Source organism: Mesorhizobium sp. M0833 (genome assembly GCF_040319905.1).
Classification (GTDB): Bacteria; Pseudomonadota; Alphaproteobacteria; order Rhizobiales; family Rhizobiaceae; genus Mesorhizobium.
In genome coordinates, this window is record NZ_JAMYOQ010000003.1 from 127,066 (window position 1) to 147,580 (window position 20,515).

Here is a 20,515-nt window from a genome sequence, read left to right on the forward strand (position 1 = left end):
TGACCGCAGCATTCGAGCCTTATGCCCCTGCCCTTTGCAATTTTCCGGAACGACGAGACCGCGCGTCAGCTCGTTTTCGACCGGCCGGCCGAGATAATCGCAGCGCATGGCGAGGCGGACTTTTTGCCGGCCCTGGAAGCCGCGCAGGCAGCACATGACGGCGGCAAATGGCTGGCCGGCTATTTCTCCTACGAGGCCGGTTACCTGCTCGAACCCAAGCTCGTTCCGCTGCTGCCGGCCGGCCGCCGCGCCCCGCTTTTCTGCCTCGGCGTGTTCGACGCGCCAGTCGAAGAGACGGTCGCGCCAGGCGATCTGCTGGTTAGCAACGGCCCAATCTTTGACGCCAAGGCAGCCTGGTCTTCGGACGACTACGCCAAACGCTTTGCCAGGCTGCATGACCATATCCGCAAGGGCGACTGCTACCAGGGCAATCTGACCTTTCCGGTCCACGCACAATGGTCGGGCGATCCACTGGTCGCCTTCAACGCGCTAACCGAACGCCAGCCGGTGAAGTATGGGGCGCTGGTCGCGCTCGGCGATCCGATCGTCTTGTCGCGTTCGCCCGAACTGTTCTTCGAGGTGGACGCGGAAGGCATGATCGAGACGCATCCGATGAAGGGCACCGCGCCGCGCGGCGCAACAAAAGCCGAGGATGATCGCCTGAAAGCATTCTTGCGCAACGACGAGAAGAACCAGGCCGAGAACCGGATGATTGTCGATCTCCTGCGCAACGACATCTCACTGATCAGCGAGGTTGGCACGCTCGACGTGCCGGAGCTTTTCCGCATCGAGAGCTACCCGACCGTCCACCAGATGGTGAGCCGCGTGCGGGCGAAACTCTTGCCCGGCCTCACCATCCGGCAGATTTTCGCCGCGCTGTTCCCCTGCGGCTCGATTACCGGCGCACCGAAGATCCGCGCCATGGAGATCCTGCGCGAGCTGGAAGGTGGCCCGCGCGATGTCTACTGCGGCGCCATAGGCTGGATCGCGCCCGGCGGCCGGATGCGCTTTTCGGTGGCGATCCGCACCATCTCGCTCTTTGCCAATGGCGAGGCGGTCTACAATGTCGGCGGTGGCGTCGTCTTCGATTCGACAGCCGAAGAGGAGTACCAGGAGTGTCTGCTGAAAGCCCGTTTCGCGACGGGAACACTGCCGATTTCGAACTGATCGAAACAATGCGCTGGGAACCCGGCTCGGGTTTCCTCCGTTTAGACCGCCATCTCGCGCGGCTTTACGGCTCGGCAAACGAACTCGGCTTCGCCTGCGATCCGAAACGGGTCGGCGAAGCGCTGATGAATGCGGTCGGCCGCCAGCACATCGCGTTGCGCACCCGCCTCGTCCTGTCGCGCAATGGCGAAGTCGCGGTTTCGGTGCAGCCCTACGAGCCGCTCGCCGCAGACAAGGTCTGGACGCTGCAGCTGGCACGGGTGCGGCTTGATTCGAGCGACACGCTGCTGCGTCACAAGACCAGCCGCCGACAAACTTATACGCGCGCCCGCGCCGAATATCTGGCCGGCCGGGCCGACGAGGTGCTGCTCGCCAATGAGCGCGGCGAAATCTGCGAGGGCACGATCACCAACGTCTTTGCCGATTTCGGCGACGGCGTGCTGGCCACGCCGCGGCTCGATTGCGGCCTGCTGCCTGGCGTCCTGCGCGGCGAACTGCTGGATCAAGGCCGCGCCGGTGAAGCGGTCTACACGTGGAACGAACTGAAATCGGCCAAGGCGCTGTTCGTCGGCAACTCGCTGCGCGGATTGATCCCGGCGCGGCTGGGCTGAAGCATCGGGAGACAACAATGTTCGTGGTTTCGCTGAACTACAAGGTGCCGCTGACCGAGATCGACCGCCTGCAGCAAGCGCATGTCGAGTGGCTGAAGGCCTGCTATGCGCAAGGTATTTTTGTCGCCTCCGGGCCGAAGCGGCCGAGGACCGGCGGCATCATCATCGCTCGCGGTCCACGCGAAGTGCTCGATGCCAGATTGGCGGACGATCCCTTCGCCAAGGCAGGTGCCGCCGATTATGAAATCACCGAATTCACGGCGAGAATGGCCGCTGCCGCACTGGAAGCCTACAAAGAAGCATGAGTTTCCGCCCACCGACTCACACACCCTATGACGGCTCCTCGAAACTGTTCACCATCGGGTTGAAGCCGCTCAGTCTCGATAGATGGATCGAGGTCGACGAATATCTGCTGCCCCATCTTGCCGAGAAACGCCGGCTTTACACGGAAATTCCAGACAAGGTTTTTGTCGAGGAGCAAGCAACGCGCGACGCCCAGCGCGAAGTGCTCGATCTGCTCGGTGTGCATCTGGCGGCGAACTTTCCTGAGACCCACAGGCGTACCGACAATGCGATCGAGGTGATCGACGGCATCGACAATCTCGAGGGCTCACGCACCTCAGCTTCTTTCAGCGATGCGCCGCTTGTCGCGGCCTCGTTGCTCGTCCAGGAGGATTTGATCCTGATGCGCCGCGATGAGAGCGGCTGGCGTCTGGCGGCCGGCTCGCTTTGCTTCCCGTCCTCATGGTCGCTGATCGAAAAATTCGGCAAGCCGCTGCAGCAGATCCACGCGCCGGTACCGGGTTTCGGTCCAGGCACACGCCCGGCCGATCTCATCAACCGCATGTTCGATGGCCTCCAGGGCCAAGCCGTCGAGCGCTACAACTGGTCGATCCAGGCGGGCGACGCACTCTACCATCCGCTCTCCAACATCGAACGCATCGACCGCGCCAGCAATCGCCCGTCGAAATTCCCGGACGGCGACATCGACGCTCATGCTTTCATCCGCGTCGAGCGTCAGACGCTGAGAAAGCTCCCGGTCTCCGGCGACATACTCTTCACCATCCGCATTCATCTCGACCCGCTCGCCGTGCTGGAGCGCCACCGCGACCGCGCGGCGCTCGCAGCGTCCTTTGCCGAACAACTTCTGGCGCTGGACGAGGCACAGCTCGACTACAAGGGGATGACCGCCGACCGTGACCGGTTGGTCGAGCGGCTCGGGGCGCTGGCGCTGTCCTAGTACTACAGTTGCTAGAGCAGTTCGTCGTTTCACGGAAACGCCGAACCGCTCTATCTCTTTGTTCTTGCGCAATTCCGGACGGAAAACCGTTTCACACTTTTCCTGGGAATTCCCTAAATCGCAGCCACGCCCAGCAGCAGGATCGCGGACATCGCGGTAAAGACGGTGACGTTGACATCCCACCGCCAGCCCGCCGGCCCAAACGGCGGCCGGAACGGTAGATAGCCGTTCTCGTCATACAGCACGCCGCCGTAGATCGGCCGCGAGAGCATGGCCGCGAAGAATGCTCCATACATGGCCGCGGCCAATCCGCCCGCCAGATAGAGCCGCTCGGCTTCGAGTTGCCCCTTGATCCAGATGAGTCCGAGCGCAATCAGCGCCACTCCGGTGTAGCTCAACACCTGCCAGACGACGTGAAACCGGGCGTGGGGAGTCCAGAGCGGATTGGTGGCGTGGGTGGCGTTGAAGTCGGCTTTGATCGTCACCACACCGTAGCCCACGGTCGCGACGCTCAGCAGAATTCGGGCAAGCAGATGACTGTCGTAAGCGAGTTCCATCGCATTTTCCTCCCTTATGCAGGAACGACTTGAATGGCGCCCTGGGCACAGAAGAGCTGCCCATCGGCCAGCCGCGCATAATTATGGACGATCCCCTCCTCGTGGTCCTGCAACTGCACAATGAAGTTGCCGCTCTGCTCCGTCCAGCTCGCGAGCACGACATTCGGGCGCACGCTGATCAGGCCGACGTTGACCACCTCATCGATTTCGGTGGTCCCGATCGACGCCTGGATATGCAATTCCTGAGGCGAGAGAAACGTCAACCGCGGTACGAAGGGGCCGAAAACGCAGTCGAAAGTCTTGCCGACGAGCGAGGCTGGAAAAACATCGGTTTCTGCCATCATCCTCTCCTTGGGCGTGGCCGCTGCGGCCACGCCATTTGACGATCTTCAATTTCTAGTCGCAAAAATCCTCAGAATAAATGTTCTTGGAGCGCTCCAAGAGACACGATCCGCCAATTTCGATTTTGAGTCAATAAAATTCTTGGAGCGCTCCAAAAAATGGTCTACCTCAAGAAAAACGAGTGAATCGCCCAATGCCCACCCTAGCCGATGTCGGCAAGGCTGCCGGAGTTTCCCGGGGGACTGTCTCCAACGTCTTCAACCGGCCGGAGCTGGTCAGGCCTGAATTGCGCGAGCGCGTCGAAGCGGCCGCGCGAGAGCTCGGGTTTGGCGGCCCCGATCCGAAAGGACGATTGCTGCGGGACGGCAAGTTCAATGCCATCGGGTTCATGCCGCCTGGCGCCTATGCCATCTCCGAAGTGATGAGAAGCCCATATGGCCGCGAGCTGGTGCTCGGCGTTTCGCTCGCCTGCGACGAGGCTGGAACGACGCTCAGCCTTGTAAACGGCACCGACAACACGCGCTTCGCCAGCATCCGCGATGCCCTGGTTGACGGCTTTATCCTTGGTCACAGCGCCGACATTGGTCTCATAGTTTCGGTCCAGAGACGGCGTCTGCCCTTCGTCATTCTCGAAAGCGACGCAGGTCCCGATATCAACTCGATAAAGATCGACGGCCGGAGCGGCGCGGTTGCTGGAGTCCGGCATTTGACCGGGCTGGGGCACCGGCATTTTGCCATCCTTTCGGTGCGCCGGACTCCCGGCCCGCCGATTGTCCACATGCCAAGCCAGGCAACGCGCCCGCTTCTGGCCGGCTTCCCGCTGGATGACGAAAGGCTCGACGGTTTCAAACAGGGTTTGGCGGAGGCGAATTTATCGATCGACGATGTCCCGATCATCGAGACGATACCAGGCGAGCCGTCTGCCGGAGCAGTAGTGTTCGACAGGGCGCCTGAAGCAACCGCGATCCTGACCATGTCGGATTGGCAGGCAATCACGATATTGGACGAGGCCGTTCGCCGCGGCATAGACGTGCCGGGCCACGTATCGGTCGTCGGCTTTGACGGCACCGCTGAATCCGCACGCACCACGCCTCCGATGACTACTGTCGCGCAAGACGTGATCGGAAAAGGCAGGCTTGCCGCCCGAATGGTTCTTGACAATGAAGCCCCCCGCCAGGTCGTTCTGCCGGTAGAACTGGTGGTTCGAGCCTCCACAGCCGCGCCGAGGACAAAAATCCGCTGAAACGGGCGGATGCGGCATCCGCACCAGGGGCGGCGTCGCAGCTTTTTTTCGCTGAGCAGCGTCTGGTGCTGGACGAGGCACAACTTGACTAAAAGGGCCTGACAGCCGACCGTGACTGCTGGCGGACGACAACTCTAACTTGTGGCTTGGGGAGCAATGATCCAGCATCTTAGCAGGCCGGTCACGTTCATGGCCGCGATCCTGGTACTGTCGACAGCAGCCGAGGCAGAGCCGGTGACTTATGCCGGCAAGCTTGGAAAGAGCGATATCGTCGTCGAATTCACCGACGACCCCGCGGCGCCCGGCAGCCCGCTGGCCGGCCGCTATTTCTACCGCTCGAAGGGCGTCGACATCCCGCTGCAGGCCCGGTCCCAAAAGGGCAGCAGGTTCGAACTGGCCGAGGAGGAGGCATGCGGCGCCGACAATTGCGATGACGGAAAGGCCGCGCCGATTGCCGCCGTGTGGCGCCTGGCCTCATCCAGTAACGGCAAGACCCTTGAAGGCAGTTGGAACGGAAAGAGGGCGCTGCCGCTCAGATTGGAGCGGGTCGCAAGTCGGCAGGTGACCGGGAACGAGCCCGGCAGCCCGCTCGATCTCTACGATTTCAGCTTCATGAAGTTCTTCGCCAATGACACGCCGATCACCATGGAGACGTCCCCGTATGACTATCTGCGGCTGAACACTCAGCTTGATAACGGCAAGACGACTGGCTGGCCGGACGCGACCTACCGTTATGTCGTCGACCCCCGCACCAAATTCGCCACGCCGCGCATTGTCGAACTGTCCGGCAACGTTCCGATCGAGGCCGCGAATGCTCTGCTGCAAGACAGGCACTGGCGCGCAAACATCGGCGCACTGGGCTGCGTGGCGGCGCAATATGCCGGTTTCAACGAAGGCGGGCCGATTGACGGCGTGAAGGACGGCACGCTCGGAGGCTATGCGGACAGCACATTCGAAGTGAGCTCGCTGACGCCGCGGCTGATGAGCTGGCGGGAGTCCGGCAGCATCTTCTGCGGCGGAGCGCATCCGACCAACTATTCGGACGCCTACATCATGGATGTGCGGCGCGGCGTCCTGCTTGGCCTCCAGGACATTTTCTCGGATACGGTGGATGGCAAGCCCGGTCCTTCCCTCGTCTCGTTGGTCAAGCAGCGGCGCAAGAAACCGACCGATCAGACCGATATTGATCACGAAGCCGAATGCGGTATGGACGATCTCATCGGCGAATATCTGGCGGTCAGCCTCTGGCGTGAGGGCGACAAGCAGGTTCTGGTGTTCGGGCTCCAGACCCTACCGCATGCCATCCAGGCCTGCGCCGACGATCTGCTGGAACTGCCGGTCTCCGAGGCACATGCCCTCTTCAAGCCTGAATTCGCAAGACTGGTCGAGCCGTAGCCGGGATGGCGCGGCGTGAGGCCGGCCGTCCGCTTTTCGCTTTATTGTGACAATGATCTATGGTTTGTCGCGCCGCGGCCAAGCCGCTGTTCCGAAGCGTTTTTTGAGGGAGTAATCGATAAATGGCGAATGAAAACTGGCCCGTTTACGGTGAGATCACCGGCCCTGTCGTGATGATCGGCTTCGGCTCGATCGGACGGGGAACGCTGCCGCTGATCGAGCGCCATTTTAAATTCGACAAGTCGCGCATGACCGTCATCGACCCGCGCGACGCCGACCGCAAATTGCTCGACGAGCGCGGCATCACTTTCATGCAGGATGCAGTGACCAAGAAGAACTACAAGAAGCTGCTGACGCCGCTTTTGACCAATGGCGGCGGCCAGGGCTTCTGTGTCAACCTGTCGGTCGACACTTCCTCGCTCGAGTTGATGAAGCTCTGCCGCAAGCTTGGCGTCCTCTATATCGACACGGTGGTCGAGCCCTGGCTCGGCTTTTATTTCGACGAAAAGGCCGACAACGCCTCACGCACCAATTATGCGCTGCGCGAAACGGTGCGTACCGAAATCGCGAAGAACCCGGGCGGCACCACGGCGATCTCATGCTGCGGCGCCAATCCCGGCATGGTCTCGTGGTTCGTCAAGCAGGCACTGGTCAACCTCGCCACAGATCTTGGCCTCGACTTCGCGGAACCCGCACAGCACGATCGCAAAGGCTGGGCCAAGCTGATGAAGAAGGCCGGCGTCAAGGGCATCCATATCGCCGAGCGCGACACCCAGCGCACCAAGAAACCCAAGCCGATGAACGTGTTCTGGAACACCTGGTCGGTCGAAGGCTTCATTTCGGAAGGCCTGCAGCCGGCCGAGCTCGGTTGGGGCACGCACGAGGCGTGGATGCCGAAGAACGCCAAAAAGCACAAGAACGGCTCGAAGGCCGCTATCTTTCTGGAGCAGCCCGGCGCCAACACGCGCGTGCGTACATGGTGCCCGACGGCCGGTCCGCAATACGGCTTCCTGGTGACGCATAATGAGGCGATTTCGATTGCCGATTTCTTCACCTTGCATGGCAAGAAGGGCAAGGTGCAGTACCGGCCGACCTGCCATTACGCCTATCATCCCTGCAACGACGCCGTGCTGTCGCTGCACGAGATGTTCGGTGCCGCCGGCAAGGCTCAGCCCGTGCATCACGTACTCGACGAAAACGAATTGGTCGATGGCATCGACGAACTCGGCGTGCTGCTCTACGGCCACGCCAAGAACGCCTACTGGTACGGCTCGCAGCTGTCGCTGGCCGAGGCGCGCAAGCTGGCGCCCTATCAGAACGCCACCGGCATGCAGGTCACGTCGGCGGTACTGGCGGGCATGGTCTGGGCGTTGGAAAATCCGGAGGCCGGCATCGTCGAAGCCGACGAAATGGATTACAAGCGCTGCCTCGACGTGCAGAACCCCTATCTGGGGCCGGTCAGGAGCTATTATACGGACTGGACACCGCTCGACAATCGGCCTGGTCTGTTTCCCGAGGACCTCGACACCAAAGACCCGTGGCAATTCCGCAACATCCTCGTTCGATAGCAGCGTTGCCTCGACACTCCGCCAGCTTGCAATCGCCCGGAAATCGGGCGATTGAAGAGGGGCGGCCTAGAGCGACGTGCGTCCATTTGGACGCACAAAGTATGCTCCAGCACTTTGAATGTGCGCATCGTGCTTTCCGAAAATCGGATCGATTTTCGAGCCGATGCGAGAGGAGAGGATCTTGATGATGACGATTGCGCAAAGACTGCTTTCGGCTGGCATTGCAGCGGCCGCTGCCGTCACGTTGGCGGCCTGCACCACTACCGGCCCGGGCGAGCCACCGGTAATCACCGCCAAAGGGGTCGAAGGCTCCTGGATCGACGCGCAGGGCACCGGCTTATCCACCTTCAAGGGCGGCAGCTTCGCGACCGTCGCCACCGACACCGGCCAGAAGCTTGCCGATGGCAGCTACACCATGACCGGCGGCACCTCGGTCGAGATCCATGGCACTTCGCTGATCCGCCAGACGCCGATCAGCTTCAACTGCTTGATGGTCTCCACCAGCCAGCTCAATTGCACCAGCGCGAGCGGACAAAATTTTGTGCTGACCAGGCGCACCTGAAGTTCGATTCCGAATTGACTTTGCACAAGGGCGGCGGCTTCAAGCCGCCGTCTTCTTGCGCCGGCAAAGCTGATGCCGATTTCCGCTTGCATCGACTGAAACGCGATGTGAACATGGCCCGAGAGGGCTGTTACATCCAAGTCAAACAAGAGCGTTAAACGCGTCTGCGCATGACCCCGAAAATCGGAGTCGATTTTCGGAAAGGATCATGCGCAAAATAAAAATGGTACAGCGTCCTTTGCGCGTCCCAAATGACGCGCGGCGCTGTACTCGAGTCATCCGGGAGACGAGAATGAAGAAGATCGCTGCCATCGCCGCGCTGTCGGCATCGGCGCTTGGCCTGTCGGCAGGGGTATCCTTTGCCGACTACACGCTGAACATCCTGCACATCAACGACTGGCACAGCCGCATCGAGAGCAACAACAAGTACGAATCGACCTGCTCGGCCGAGGAGGAGACCAAGGGTGAATGCGTCGGCGGCGCAGCCCGCCTGGTCACAGCGATCGCGCAGGAGCGCAAGAAGCTGGCAGGCCAGAACGTGCTGCTGCTCAGCGCTGGCGACAATTTCCAGGGCTCGCTCTTCTACACGACCTACAAGGGCAAGACAGAAGGCGAATTCCTCAACCAGATGAAGTTCGATGCCGAGGCTCTCGGCAATCATGAGTTCGACGATGGCGAGTCGGCGCTGGCGCCGTTTCTCGACATGATCCAGTTTCCGGTGCTCGGCGCCAACGTGAAGGCCAATGCGCAATCCAAGCTCGGCGACCGCGTCAAGCCATCGATCGTGGTCGAGGTCGGCGGCCAGAAGATCGGCATCGTCGGCGCGGTCACCAACGACACGCCGGAGCTTGCCTCGCCTGGCCCGAACATCGCCATCGAAGACGACGTCAAGTCGATCACCGCCGAGGTCGAGAAACTGAAGGGAGAGGGCGTCAACAAAATCATCGCGGTCACCCATATCGGCTACAAGCGCGAGCGCGACGTGATCGCCAAGATCCCGGGCGTCGACGTGGTGGTCGGCGGCCACAGCCATTCGCTGCTCTCCAACACCGACCCCAAGGCGGAAGGCCCTTATCCGACGATGGTCGACAATCCGGACGGCTACAAAGTGCCGGTCGTCCAGGCGGCGTCCTATTCGAAATATCTCGGCGAGTTCAAGGTCGTGTTCGACGACAAGGGCGTTGTCAAAGAGGCCAGCGGCGATCCCATCCATCTCGACAAATCGATCACGCCCGACCCCGCCGTGCTTGCCCGCATCAAGGAACTCGGCGCGCCGATCGAGGCTCTGAAGAACAAGGAAGTTGCCGAGACCACCAAGGCGATCGACGGCAGCCGGGAAAACTGCCGCGCCCGGGAATGCGAGATGGGCAATCTAGTCTCCGACGCCGTCCTCGACCGGGTCAAGGGCCAGGGTGTCGAGATCGTCATCTCGAATGGCGGCGGCTTGCGCGCCTCGATCGACCAGGGCACCGTCACCATGGGTGAGATTCTCACCGTTCTGCCGTTTCAGAACACGCTGGCGACCTTCCAGATCTCCGGCAAGGATCTGGTTGCCGGCCTCGAAAGCGGCCTCAGCCAGGTCGAGGACGGCGCCGGGCGCTTTCCGCAGGTTGCCGGCATGAAATATGCGTTCGACAAATCGGCGCCGCCTAACGGACGCGTCAAATCGGTCGAGGTCATGGAAGGCGGCGTCTGGACGCCGATCAAGCCGGACAAGGATTACCTCGTCGCCACCAACAACTATGTCCGCCAGGGCGGCGACGGCTATAAGGTGTTCGCCGAGAAGGCCAAGAACGCCTATGATTACGGCCCGGGGCTGGAACAGGTCGTCGCCGATTACCTCGGCGCGCACCGGCCCTACACGCCCAAGCTCGACGGCCGCATCACCGAGATCGCCGCGACCGTGGCTCCGGCCGCGGAACCGGCCAAGCCTGCCGAACCGCCAAAACCTGCTGAGGCTGCGCCGGTAAAGCCTGCTGAACCGGCAATGCCCGAAATGCCGGCCGGCTCAGGCGACATTTCCAAGACGCCGCCGGCCGTCCCGGCGGAAACCGCGCCGGCGGCACCTGCGGCTCCCGTCACACCGGCTCCGGCGACCCCTGCTCCGGCCAAGCCCGCCGAGACAGCGCCTGCCCCGAATCAGCCGGCCCCAAGTGAACCGGCGCCAACCGAGCCGGCAAAACCTGCCGAGCCCGCCAAGCCCGCTGAGCCGGCACCGGCCGAAAGCAGCCATGTAATCGTCGCCGGCGATACCTATTGGGATCTCGCGGTGAAGGCCTATGGCGACGGCACCAAATGGAAGATAATCTCCGATGCCAACAAAGCCTACGAGCCACGCCGGCTGCCGGTCGGCGCGACCTTGACGATCCCGGCGGCGTCGAAGTAATCCGGCCTCAGGAACGCAATGCACCCGCCCGGCAGACCGGGCGGGTGTTGCATTTCTGGGGACAAGGTGCGGCCAGACGCGGCATTTGAAAACCGGCGCGGCATCGCTACTTTCGCCGCGGCACCGTTGGTTCGCGGTGTTGGAGAACCTCATGACGCTCGCCAACCCTGCTGAAATCAAAGCCGAGAAGACCGCCGCCTCGCCGTCGGGAGGGCGCCCTCCGGTCAGGACCGGCAAGGTCGGTGTCATGCTGATCAATCTCGGCACCCCCGACGGCACCGGCTTCAAGCCGATGTGGCGCTACCTCCGGGAGTTCCTGTCCGATCCACGCGTCATCGAGCTAAACAAGGCGATCTGGTATCCGATCCTCTACGGCCTGGTCCTCACCACGCGGCCGAGGAAGTCGGGCGCCAACTATGCCAGGATATGGAACCGGGAGCGCAACGAGTCGCCGCTGCGCACCTACACCCGCGCCCAGGCCGAGAAGCTCGGGCTCGCGCTCGACGACCTACCCAATGTCGTTGTCGACTGGGCGATGCGCTACGGCAACCCTTCGACCGCGAACGTGGCCGAGAGGCTGGTCGAGCAAGGCTGCGACCGCATCCTGTCTTTCCCGCTCTATCCGCAATATTCGGCGACGACGACTGCGACTGCCAACGACCAGCTGTTTCGCGCGCTGATGAAGATGCGCCGCGCCCCGGCCATTCGCAGCGTGCCGCCCTATTACAACGAGCCGGCCTATATTGAGGCGCTCGCCCGTTCGATCGAAAAGCATCTGGCGAACCTCGACTTCGAACCGGAAATTGTCATCGCTTCCTATCACGGCATTCCGAAACCCTATTCCGACAAGGGCGATCCCTACCAAGCCCATTGCCTCGAGACGACGCGGCTGCTGCGCGAAAAGCTCGGCTGGGATGAAAACAAGCTGATCACCACCTTTCAGTCGCGCTTCGGCGCGCAGGAATGGCTGCAGCCCTACACCGACAAGACGGTCGAAAGACTAGGGCGCGAAGGCGTAAAATCGATCGCCATCGTTAACCCCGGCTTTTCCGTCGACTGCATCGAGACGCTGGACGAGATCGGCAGGGAAGCGGCCGAGACCTTCCATCATGCCGGCGGCGAAAAGTTCGCACACATCCCTTGCCTCAACGACAGTACCGAGGGCATGGCGGTGATCGAGGCAATGGTGCGGCGCGAGCTGTCCGGCTGGGCCTGAACAGATCACCCGTCTATTCACCGGCAATCCATGATCACCTGATTGTAACGTTGCTGAAACACACTTAAGTGTTTGATCAAGCCGGCCGCGTGGAACTGTCCGGCATGGCCGGCCTTTGAGGGGAGAGCCAAATGGGTTTCAGTGGTTTCGATATCGCGCTTCTTGTTCTTGTCGCCCTTGTCGTGCTGGTGCTTTTCAAAGGCATCCGGACAATTCCGCAAGGCTATAATTATACCGTCGAACGCTTCGGCCGTTACACCAAGACATTGAGCCCGGGCCTCAACCTCATCATGCCCTTCGTCGATCGTATCGGCGCCAAGATGAACATGATGGAGCAGGTGCTCGACGTCCCGACGCAGGAGATCATCACGCGCGACAACGCCACTGTTGCCGTCGATGGCGTCGCCTTTTATCAGGTGCTCAACGCGGCGCAGGCCGCCTACCAGGTCGCCGGCCTACAGAACGCTATCCTCAATTTGACGATGACCAACATCCGCACCGTCATGGGCTCGATGGACCTCGACGAGCTGTTGTCGAACCGCGACGCCATCAACGAGCGCCTCCTGCGCGTCGTCGACGAGGCCGCGCATCCCTGGGGCATCAAGATCACCCGTGTCGAGATCAAGGACATCAACCCGCCGGCCAATCTCGTCGAATCGATGGGCCGCCAGATGATGGCCGAGCGCAATAAGCGCGCCCAGATCCTCGCCGCCGAGGGCCTCAAGCAGTCGCAGATTCTGGAGGCCGAGGGGCGCAAGGAAGCCGCCTTCCGCGACGCCGAGGCGCGCGAGCGATCGGCCGAGGCTGAAGCACGCGCCACGCAGGTGGTGTCGGAGGCGATTTCCAAGGGTGACGTGCAGGCGCTCAACTACTTCGTCGCGCTGAAATACACCGAAGCGCTGACCAGGATCGGCTCCGCGACAAACAGTAAACTCGTGCTGATGCCGATAGAGGCTTCCTCACTGATCGGCACGCTTGGCGGCATTGGCGAAATCGCCAGGGAAGTTTTCAAGGGCGAAGGGACCGCCGGTCCAGCACGACAGGCCCGCCCGCCCGTGGTTCGTCCCAGCGAGACCTGAGGCCATGTTCGACCGCATTGTTTCCGAACTCGGCCCGTGGAGCTGGATGGTCCTCGGCCTCATCCTGCTGGTGATGGAGGTCATCGCGCCCGGCATTTTCATGCTGTGGATCGGCATTGCCGCGCTGTTGATCGGCGTCGTCTCGTTGCTCATCTGGGACGCCGGTTTCTGGACCTGGCAGGTCCAGGTCGTCGCCTTCCTCGTGCTGTCGCTGGTCTCGGCCTATGTCGGCAAGCGGCTGGTGGGCGGACGCCACGATGAGACCGACCAGCCCCTGCTCAACCGCCGCGGCGCACAGATGGTCGGCCGGACGGCGACCCTTGCCGAGCCGATCAAGGACGGGCGCGGGCGCATCAAGCTGGGCGACACGTTGTGGCGTGTCTCCGGCCCCGACCTCCCGGCCGGCACGCAGGTGCGCGTGACGGGTGCCGCTGATACCGATCTGGAACTGACGGTCGAGGCGGTCTAGAAAACTCGCCAGACTAGGCAGCACCGATACGCAGCAGGTCGTGCAGATGGACGAGCCCGATCGGCCGCCTGCCTTCGACCACCATCAGGCTGGTAATGGCCGAGTCGTTGATCGTCTGCAGCGCCGTCGCCACCAGCGTGTCGGGCGCGGCCATTTTTGGCTCTCTGGTCATCACCTGATCGACGCTCATGGCCAAGAGATCGCTGCCGATATGGCGCCTGATGTCACCATCGGTGATGATGCCGATCAGCTTGCCGTCCGCGGCAGTGACCGCCACGCAGCCAAACCCCTTGCGCGACAATTCGAGGATTGCCTCGCGCATGCCGGTGCCGGACGACACCAGCGGCAGCCTGTCGCCGACATGCATGATCTCGCGGATCTGCGTCAGGTTGGCTCCGAGCTGGCCGCCGGGATGGAACGTGCGGAAATGGTCCGGGGTGAAGCCGCGTGCCTCGAGCAGCGCGATGGCCAGCGCATCGCCCATCACCATTTGCAGCAGCGTCGAGGTCGTCGGCGCAAGCCCGTGCGGGCAGGCTTCCGGTGCTCGCGGCAGCAGAAGCACCACGTCGGCCGCACGCGCCAGTGCCGATTTTTCGCCCGCAGTGACCGCAACCAGCGGGATCGAGAAGCGCCTCGAATAGGCGATGATGCCCTTGAGCTCGAGGCTTTCCCCCGACCACGACAGCGCGATGATGGCGTCGTTCCTGGCGATCATGCCGAGGTCGCCGTGATTGGCTTCGGCAGGGTGAACGAAGAAGGCCGGCGTGCCGGTCGAGGCGAGCGTTGCGGCAATCTTCGAGCCGATATGGCCGCTTTTGCCGACCCCGGTGACGATGACGCGGCCATCGATCTGCGACACCATGTCGACGGCCCGTGCGAACGGCTCGGCCAGCCCGTTTTCGAGCGCGTCGGCCAATGCCGCGACGCCGGCCTGCTCTGTCGCCACCGTTCTCAGCGCCGAAGCAATCGCGGCCTGCCCGTCGTGCCGCTTCCTGTCTGGGGATTTCACGTCCATGGACGATGCGATTAGCGCTTCGGCGCGCGCCTGTCCAACGGAATTGCCGCCCCGAACACCCTGGCGGGCCATCCCTCAACGCTCCGTTAACCATCCCCATTTACGGTTTCGTAAGTATGGCGCGCGTGCGCCGCGCAAGCAGTGGTGCCGATGTCCGGGTTTCAGCCTCAAAACAAAATGGGACGAAAGGGCAAGGCGGTCTGCTCATTGCTGCTGGCAACCACTGTCTTTGCGTTGTCGCGCCCGACACTGCTTTGCGCCCAGGAAACCGAGCTGCGCGGCGAGGTTTCGGATTCGCCAATCCTGGACGACCAGCAGTACAAGATCAGGCAAACGAGCATGGCTGGAACCGAAGCCGCCCAGGCGGCTGCAACTCCCAACGACAATACGCCGCTGCCTACCTATCGTCCGGCCAGCCAAGGGGCGTTGCCTGACGACGGCACGGGCGAAGCGGCCGCAACCGGCGGCACTTTCGATCCGCCGGCGGCCAGCGGCGACCCATTTCCCGACAACCCTCCTCCGCCGCCGCGACGGCGGCCAAGCGCAACGCGCGCCGCCAACGCCGCCTACGCCGAAGCCGAGACCACGGACAGCCATACGAGCAAGAGAACCGCGACTGCAGCGACGACCAAGGACACCGATACCGCCGCCATAGACGAGCAGGATACGGCCAACCGCCGTGCGGTGACCATCGATTCCGCCGAAAGGCTCAGGCTCGACCCCGGCGCCGAGCGCACCGAAGCCATCGAAGGCCAGAACAAAAAGAACGAGGACGACCCGTTCGCCGCCACCGGCATCAAGCTCGGCTCGTTCGTGATCCGGCCGACGCTCGAGCAAGGCCTGACGTCTTCGACAAACGCCGATTCGAGCAGCCTCGGCAAGCCGGCCCTGCTGTCGGAAACGACGCTGCGCTTCAACGCCGTCTCCGATTGGCGGGAGAATTCGGCGACGGTTGAGGGCTATGGCATCTTCCGCGAAACCTTGTCCGGCTATGACATTCACGAGGCGCAAGGCCACATCGACGGCACACTCAACATCGATCTCGACAATGATCTGCGCGCCATCGCCAAGCTGGGCTATGAGGCCGTGCCCGAATCCGCCTCGGCGCCGGACGCAGTCGTCGGCGCCGTTGGCCAGCCGGTGCGCCAGACAGTGAACGGCAGTCTCGCCGTCGAGAAGGATGCCGGCAAGATGCGCTTCGCGCTGACCGGCGCGGTCGAGCACGACATCTTTGGCGACGCTAAGCTTTCGTCGGGCGGATCACTGTCACAGAAGGGCCGCGACTCGACGCTCTACACGGCGATTTTGCGCACTGGTTACGAGATCTCGCCTGCCATCACGCCGTTCACCGAAATCGAGATCGGCCGGCGCGCTTATGATTTGCGCGTCGATCCAAACGGCTTCCAGCGCTCCTCGACAAGGCTTGGCGCACGGGCCGGCGTCGAGCTCGATCTCCGCGAGAAGCTTACCGGCGAGTTCTCGGTCGGCTGGCTGCGCGAAGCTATCGACGACGACGCCCTGCCGGCGATTTCGGGCGCGACGGTCAATGCCGATCTCAAATGGTCGCCCGAACGCGGCACCACGATCGGGCTCACCGCACAGACGACCGCCGAGAACACGACGAATGCGGGCGAAAGCGGCTCCATGCTCTATTCCGGCAGCCTCACGGGCGAGCGGCAGATCCGCGCCAACCTGACCGGAAATGCCGCGCTCGGCCTTGAATGGCGCGACTATACCGGCTCCGACGATCATGATTTGACGCTGAGCGCCGAGGCAGGGCTGACGTGGTGGCTGAACCGCTACACCGGGCTCACCACCCGCGCCAGGACTGAAAAACTGACCAGCAACCTGGTTGGACGCGACTACACGGCCAATAGCATTTTCGTTGGCGTGAAGTTGCAGCGCTAAATGCATGTCGCGCAAAGGTGTGCAGCGGTTTTGCGATAACGACTGGCATAAAACAAGAGCCTAAGCGCGTCGCATGAGGCCGATCGAACGCGGCGCGCTTTCGCCGACCAGCGCGGCAACCGGTGCTGACACTACAAGGCTAGGCCGCGGCGCTCTGACGGCGCGAGTTCGTCGAGAAGCGTGCGAATGACGCCGGCCATGCTTCCATTCATGTCGCTGCGCCACAGCGCGAAGGCAACGTTGGCCTCGACGAAGCCTTCGGGCGAGCCACAGTCGAACGTGCGCCCGCGATAATGATAGCCGTAGAAGGGCTGTTGTTTCTGCAGCTTCAGCATTGCATCGGTGAGCTGGATCTCGTTGCCGGCGCCTTTTTCCTGGCCTTCGAGTATCTTGAATATCTCAGGCTGCAGGATGTAGCGTCCGTTGATGTAGAGGTTCGACGGCGCCGTGCCGGTCTTCGGCTTTTCCACCATGCCGGTGATGCGGAAACCGTGATGTGCGTCATCGCCGCGGCCGACAATGCCGTATTTGTGCGCCTCGGCCGGATCGCATTCCTGCACGGCGACGATGTTGTTGCCGGTCTCGGCGTAAAGCTCGACCATATCCTTCATGCAGCTTTTTTCCGACTGCATGATCATGTCGGGTAACAGCAGCGCAAAGGGCTCGTCGCCGACAAGCTCGCGCGCGCACCAGACGGCGTGACCAAGGCCGAGCGGTACCTGCTGGCGGGTGAAGCTGGTCTGCCCCGGCGCCGGCTGCAGCCGCTGCAGGCGGGCGAGCTGGTCGTCCTTGCCGCGCTGCGCAAGCGTGTCGTAGAGCTCGAACTGGACATCGAAGTGATCCTCGATGACCGCCTTGTTGCGGCCGGTCACGAAGATGAAATGCTCGATTCCGGCATCGCGCGCCTCATCGACCACATACTGGATGACCGGCCTGTCGACGACCGTCAGCATTTCCTTGGGAATGGCCTTGGTAGCAGGGAGAAAGCGCGTGCCGAGACCGGCAACCGGGAACACTGCCTTGCGAACTCTCTTCATGTGCCAATTATCCATTTGCATGCCTGTTCGGCAATCCCGATTCGAGACATTTTCATGCCGAAATCGAGGATTACTGAACGGCGGGTCATAAATCTCAGCTGATAAAGCATTGACGCATCTTTTCACCCCGCACGGCACCTATGGTAAACCAAATGCTAACCGGGTTCGGCGATGAATAGTCTTCCTGAGATGAAGAAGGAGGAAAAGATGTCCGTTCGCAACGCCGCAAGGCGCTTCACCAGCGTCCTGACGGCCGCCAGCCTCTCGCTTGCTTTGCTCATGCCCAGTGGGCCGGCTTTTGCCGATGCCGGCTTCCGCCAATGGGTCGCCAGCTTCCGTGCTACCGCCGTGGCGAGCGGCGTTTCCGGCTCCGTCTACGACCAGGCATTCAAAGGCATCAACGATGCTGATCCGGTGGTGCTGGAAAAGGCTCGTACTCAGCCCGAATTCACCGCACCCGCCTGGGATTATTTCGACAACCGCGTCCATGACCAGTCGGTCGCCGTCGGCCAGCAAATGGCAAGGAAATGGAAGCCTTGGCTGGACAGGATCGAGGCAAGATACGGCGTCGACCGCTACATCCTGCTGGCGATCTGGTCGATGGAATCGAACTACGGCGAAACCCTCAAGCGCGATGATATCATGCGCAATGTCGTGCGCTCGCTGGCGACGCTTGGTTATGCCGACCCCAAGCGAGCGAAATTTGCCCGCACCCAGCTGATCGCGGCGCTGAAGATCCTGCAGACCGGCGACATCGACGAAAGCCATCTCAGCGGCTCATGGGCCGGCGCGATGGGCCATACCCAGTTCATCCCTACCAGCTACCTGTCCTATGCGGTCGATATGGACGGCAACGGCAAGCGCGACATCTGGAATTCGATTCCCGACGCACTGGCGACAGCCGCCAATTTGCTGCGGAAGAACGGCTGGCAGGCAGGCAAGACCTGGGGCTATGAAGTCAGCCTTCCGGACGGCAAGAAGCTGCCCGGAGGCTCGAAGTCGCTGTCGCAATGGCAGGCGCTGGGCGTCACCCGTGCCAACGGCAAGCCGTTCAAGAACGGTGCCGACAAGGCGACGTTGAAACTGCCCGGCGGCCGCGGCGGGCCGGCTTTCCTGATGATCACGAATTTCTCGGTCATCAAGCGTTACAACAATGCCGACAAATATGCGCTCGCCGTGGGCCTTCTTGCCGACGAAATCGCCGGCTATGGCGGGCTTGTGCAGGACTGGAAGCGACCGTTTACCAAGCTCTCCTTTGAGGAAAGGCAGGAGCTTCAGAAGCGACTTTCCGAGCACGGCTTTTACGACGGCAAGTTCGACGGCAAGATCGGTGACGGATCGAAAACCGCCATCATGGCCTTCCAGGCAAAGGCCGGCTTGACCCAGGACGGGTATCCGAGCAAGGAAGTGCTCAAATGGCTCAGGCAGAACTAGAGCCGGTTACGGGATGGAGAGGGTGATTGGTTTCGGCTGCGCGCATCCGGTTAATCGTTCGTCGCGTGCCGATTCTGGTTCTGGCGATCGCCGTTCTGGCCGTCTGCGCCGCCAGTGCCTTTCATACCTCGGCCATGGCGCAGGAGCCGGAAAGTCGTGGCTGGTCGCTGCGCGACCTGTTGTTTCCGCGCAGAAGCGAGCGGTTTGAGCAGCCGCCGCCCGAATTCCAGAGAGAATTCCAGAGAACAAAGCCCAGGCCCAAGCTGAGAAAGCCCCGGTCAGTTCGCCGGCCGCCGCCGGCCGAGCCGACAACCCCAGTGGCCGAGAAGGCGCCGGATGCACGCGTCGTTCTGGTGGTCGGCGATTTCATGGCGTCTGGGCTGGCTGAGGGGCTCGACGCCGCCTTTGCCGAAAACACCGGCGTCAGGATCGTCGTCCGTGCCAACGGATCGTCCGGCTTCGTGCGTGACGATGTCTACAACTGGCCAGAACAGGTCAAGTCGCTGATCGCTGCCGAAAAACCGGCAGCCGTCGTCGTCATGCTCGGGTCCAACGACCGGCAGCAGATGCGCGTCGGCGATGTGCGCGAGCAGCCGCGATCCGAGAACTGGACCAAGGAATACGAGCGCCGGACCGATGCGTTCGGCAAGGCCATCGCCGCAACCAAGGTGCCGTATTTGTGGGTTGGCATGCCGGCCTTCCGGGTCTCGAAAATGACTTCCGACATGCTGGCCTTCAACGATATCTTCCGCTCGTCCGCCGAAAGCCACGGCGGCGAATTCGTCGACGTCTGGGACGGGTTTGTCGACGAGAACGGCGCCTTCATCACCAGCGGACCGGACATCAACGGCCAATCGGTGCGCCTGCGCTCCGACGACGGCATCAACATGTCGAAGGCCGGCAAGCGCAAGCTCGCCTTCTATACCGAAAAGCCGCTGATGAAGATCCTGGGGCTGGCCGCGCCGGGAAGCGTGGTGACGGCTTCTGCCCCGGCCGGCGCTCCCGTCGAGGCGCCGGCACCTGCTGCCGCGCCGATAGCTGTCGATCGCACCGTGCCGATGCTGCTCAGCGATCCGGCGCTGGACGGCGGTTCGGAACTTCTCGGCGCCGCCCCGCCGGCAAAAGCTGACAAGAATTTGCCGGGCGAAAGGCTGATCGTCGAGGGCAAGGCGCCCGACGCCTCACCGGGCCGCGCTGACGATTTCTCCTGGCCGCCCAAGACACAGCCTGCGACGGCGGCCGCATCCGATACGACGACGGCGATCCGGCAGTAAAGCTGGCGCCTC

General features: G+C 62.3%; 19 protein-coding genes. 15 read left to right on the top strand and 4 right to left on the bottom strand.

Annotated elements, in window-relative coordinates; all coding sequences use genetic code 11:
• Positions 1-21: 21 nt before the first annotated feature.
• The 4 genes from NKH98_RS04675 to NKH98_RS04690 are packed head-to-tail and all read left to right on the top strand — an operon-like array spanning position 22 to position 3,018.
• On the top strand, positions 22-1,167 hold the full coding sequence (locus NKH98_RS04675) for an aminodeoxychorismate synthase component I (protein WP_352896901.1): 1,146 nt from the start codon (positions 22-24) through the stop codon (positions 1,165-1,167).
• Positions 1,116-1,778 (top strand): aminotransferase class IV family protein, encoded by a 663-nt coding sequence (locus tag NKH98_RS04680; protein ID WP_352896903.1) that lies wholly within the window; start codon positions 1,116-1,118, stop codon positions 1,776-1,778. The genes NKH98_RS04675 and NKH98_RS04680 overlap by 52 nt, the downstream gene beginning before the upstream one ends.
• 17 nt (positions 1,779-1,795) lie before the next feature.
• Complete coding sequence (locus tag NKH98_RS04685; RefSeq protein WP_352448216.1) at positions 1,796-2,083, top strand: YciI family protein; 288 nt, start codon at positions 1,796-1,798, stop codon at positions 2,081-2,083.
• The gene (locus tag NKH98_RS04690) at positions 2,080-3,018 is read left to right on the top strand and encodes a heme-dependent oxidative N-demethylase family protein (protein ID WP_352896905.1); all 939 of its coding nucleotides are present in this window, start codon (positions 2,080-2,082) and stop codon (positions 3,016-3,018) included. Before NKH98_RS04685 ends, NKH98_RS04690 begins: the two co-directional genes overlap by 4 nt.
• A gap of 113 nt (positions 3,019-3,131) precedes the next feature.
• Here the strand turns inward: NKH98_RS04690 and NKH98_RS04695 are convergent, their stop codons facing one another.
• Both NKH98_RS04695 and NKH98_RS04700 read right to left on the bottom strand, forming a co-directional pair.
• Positions 3,132-3,575: a DUF6640 family protein gene (locus NKH98_RS04695; RefSeq protein ID WP_352802101.1), complete on the bottom strand. Its 444-nt coding sequence runs from the start codon at positions 3,573-3,575 to the stop codon at positions 3,132-3,134.
• Between the two features lie 14 nt (positions 3,576-3,589).
• Positions 3,590-3,919, bottom strand: a complete 330-nt coding sequence (locus NKH98_RS04700; protein WP_352896907.1) for a MoaF-related domain-containing protein — start codon at positions 3,917-3,919, stop codon at positions 3,590-3,592.
• 191 nt (positions 3,920-4,110) lie between these two features.
• Here NKH98_RS04700 and NKH98_RS04705 point away from each other — a divergent pair, with 191 nt between their 5' ends.
• From NKH98_RS04705 to NKH98_RS04740, 8 genes are all read left to right on the top strand, one after another.
• Positions 4,111-5,160, top strand: a complete 1,050-nt coding sequence (locus NKH98_RS04705; RefSeq protein ID WP_352896908.1) for a LacI family DNA-binding transcriptional regulator — start codon at positions 4,111-4,113, stop codon at positions 5,158-5,160.
• 156 nt (positions 5,161-5,316) lie between these two features.
• A complete protein-coding gene (locus NKH98_RS04710) occupies positions 5,317-6,555 on the top strand; it encodes a hypothetical protein (RefSeq protein ID WP_352896909.1) in 1,239 nt (412 codons plus the stop codon).
• 122 nt (positions 6,556-6,677) lie between these two features.
• Positions 6,678-8,123: a homospermidine synthase gene (locus NKH98_RS04715; protein WP_352896910.1), complete on the top strand. Its 1,446-nt coding sequence runs from the start codon at positions 6,678-6,680 to the stop codon at positions 8,121-8,123.
• 187 nt (positions 8,124-8,310) lie between these two features.
• Positions 8,311-8,685 (top strand): outer membrane lipoprotein Omp10, encoded by a 375-nt coding sequence (gene omp10, locus NKH98_RS04720; protein WP_254817073.1) that lies wholly within the window; start codon positions 8,311-8,313, stop codon positions 8,683-8,685.
• Positions 8,686-8,977: 292 nt separating this feature from the next.
• Entirely contained in the window at positions 8,978-11,071 is a 2,094-nt protein-coding gene (locus NKH98_RS04725) for a 5'-nucleotidase C-terminal domain-containing protein (RefSeq protein ID WP_352896912.1), read from the top strand.
• A 151-nt stretch (positions 11,072-11,222) separates the two neighbouring features.
• Entirely contained in the window at positions 11,223-12,287 is a 1,065-nt protein-coding gene (hemH, locus tag NKH98_RS04730) for a ferrochelatase (RefSeq protein ID WP_352896914.1), read from the top strand.
• A gap of 131 nt (positions 12,288-12,418) precedes the next feature.
• The gene (locus NKH98_RS04735; RefSeq protein ID WP_254816928.1) at positions 12,419-13,366 is read left to right on the top strand and encodes an SPFH domain-containing protein; all 948 of its coding nucleotides are present in this window, start codon (positions 12,419-12,421) and stop codon (positions 13,364-13,366) included.
• Positions 13,367-13,370: 4 nt separating this feature from the next.
• On the top strand, positions 13,371-13,835 hold the full coding sequence (locus tag NKH98_RS04740) for an NfeD family protein (protein ID WP_254816927.1): 465 nt from the start codon (positions 13,371-13,373) through the stop codon (positions 13,833-13,835).
• Between the two features lie 13 nt (positions 13,836-13,848).
• Here NKH98_RS04740 and NKH98_RS04745 read toward each other — a convergent pair whose 3' ends face one another.
• Entirely contained in the window at positions 13,849-14,850 is a 1,002-nt protein-coding gene (locus tag NKH98_RS04745) for a KpsF/GutQ family sugar-phosphate isomerase (RefSeq protein WP_254817072.1), read from the bottom strand.
• A 150-nt stretch (positions 14,851-15,000) separates the two neighbouring features.
• Between NKH98_RS04745 and NKH98_RS04750 the strand changes: the two genes are divergently transcribed.
• Positions 15,001-16,758, top strand: coding sequence for an outer membrane beta-barrel protein (locus NKH98_RS04750; protein ID WP_352896916.1), 1,758 nt, complete (start codon positions 15,001-15,003; stop codon positions 16,756-16,758).
• Between the two features lie 131 nt (positions 16,759-16,889).
• Here NKH98_RS04750 and galU read toward each other — a convergent pair whose 3' ends face one another.
• On the bottom strand, positions 16,890-17,795 hold the full coding sequence (gene galU / locus NKH98_RS04755) for a UTP--glucose-1-phosphate uridylyltransferase GalU (protein ID WP_352736997.1): 906 nt from the start codon (positions 17,793-17,795) through the stop codon (positions 16,890-16,892).
• Between the two features lie 207 nt (positions 17,796-18,002).
• Here galU and NKH98_RS04760 point away from each other — a divergent pair, with 207 nt between their 5' ends.
• Both NKH98_RS04760 and NKH98_RS04765 read left to right on the top strand, forming a co-directional pair.
• A complete protein-coding gene (locus NKH98_RS04760) occupies positions 18,003-19,229 on the top strand; it encodes a lytic murein transglycosylase (RefSeq protein ID WP_254816924.1) in 1,227 nt (408 codons plus the stop codon).
• Positions 19,230-19,255: 26 nt separating this feature from the next.
• Positions 19,256-20,503 (top strand): SGNH/GDSL hydrolase family protein, encoded by a 1,248-nt coding sequence (locus NKH98_RS04765; RefSeq protein ID WP_352896917.1) that lies wholly within the window; start codon positions 19,256-19,258, stop codon positions 20,501-20,503.
• Positions 20,504-20,515 lie beyond the last annotated feature (12 nt).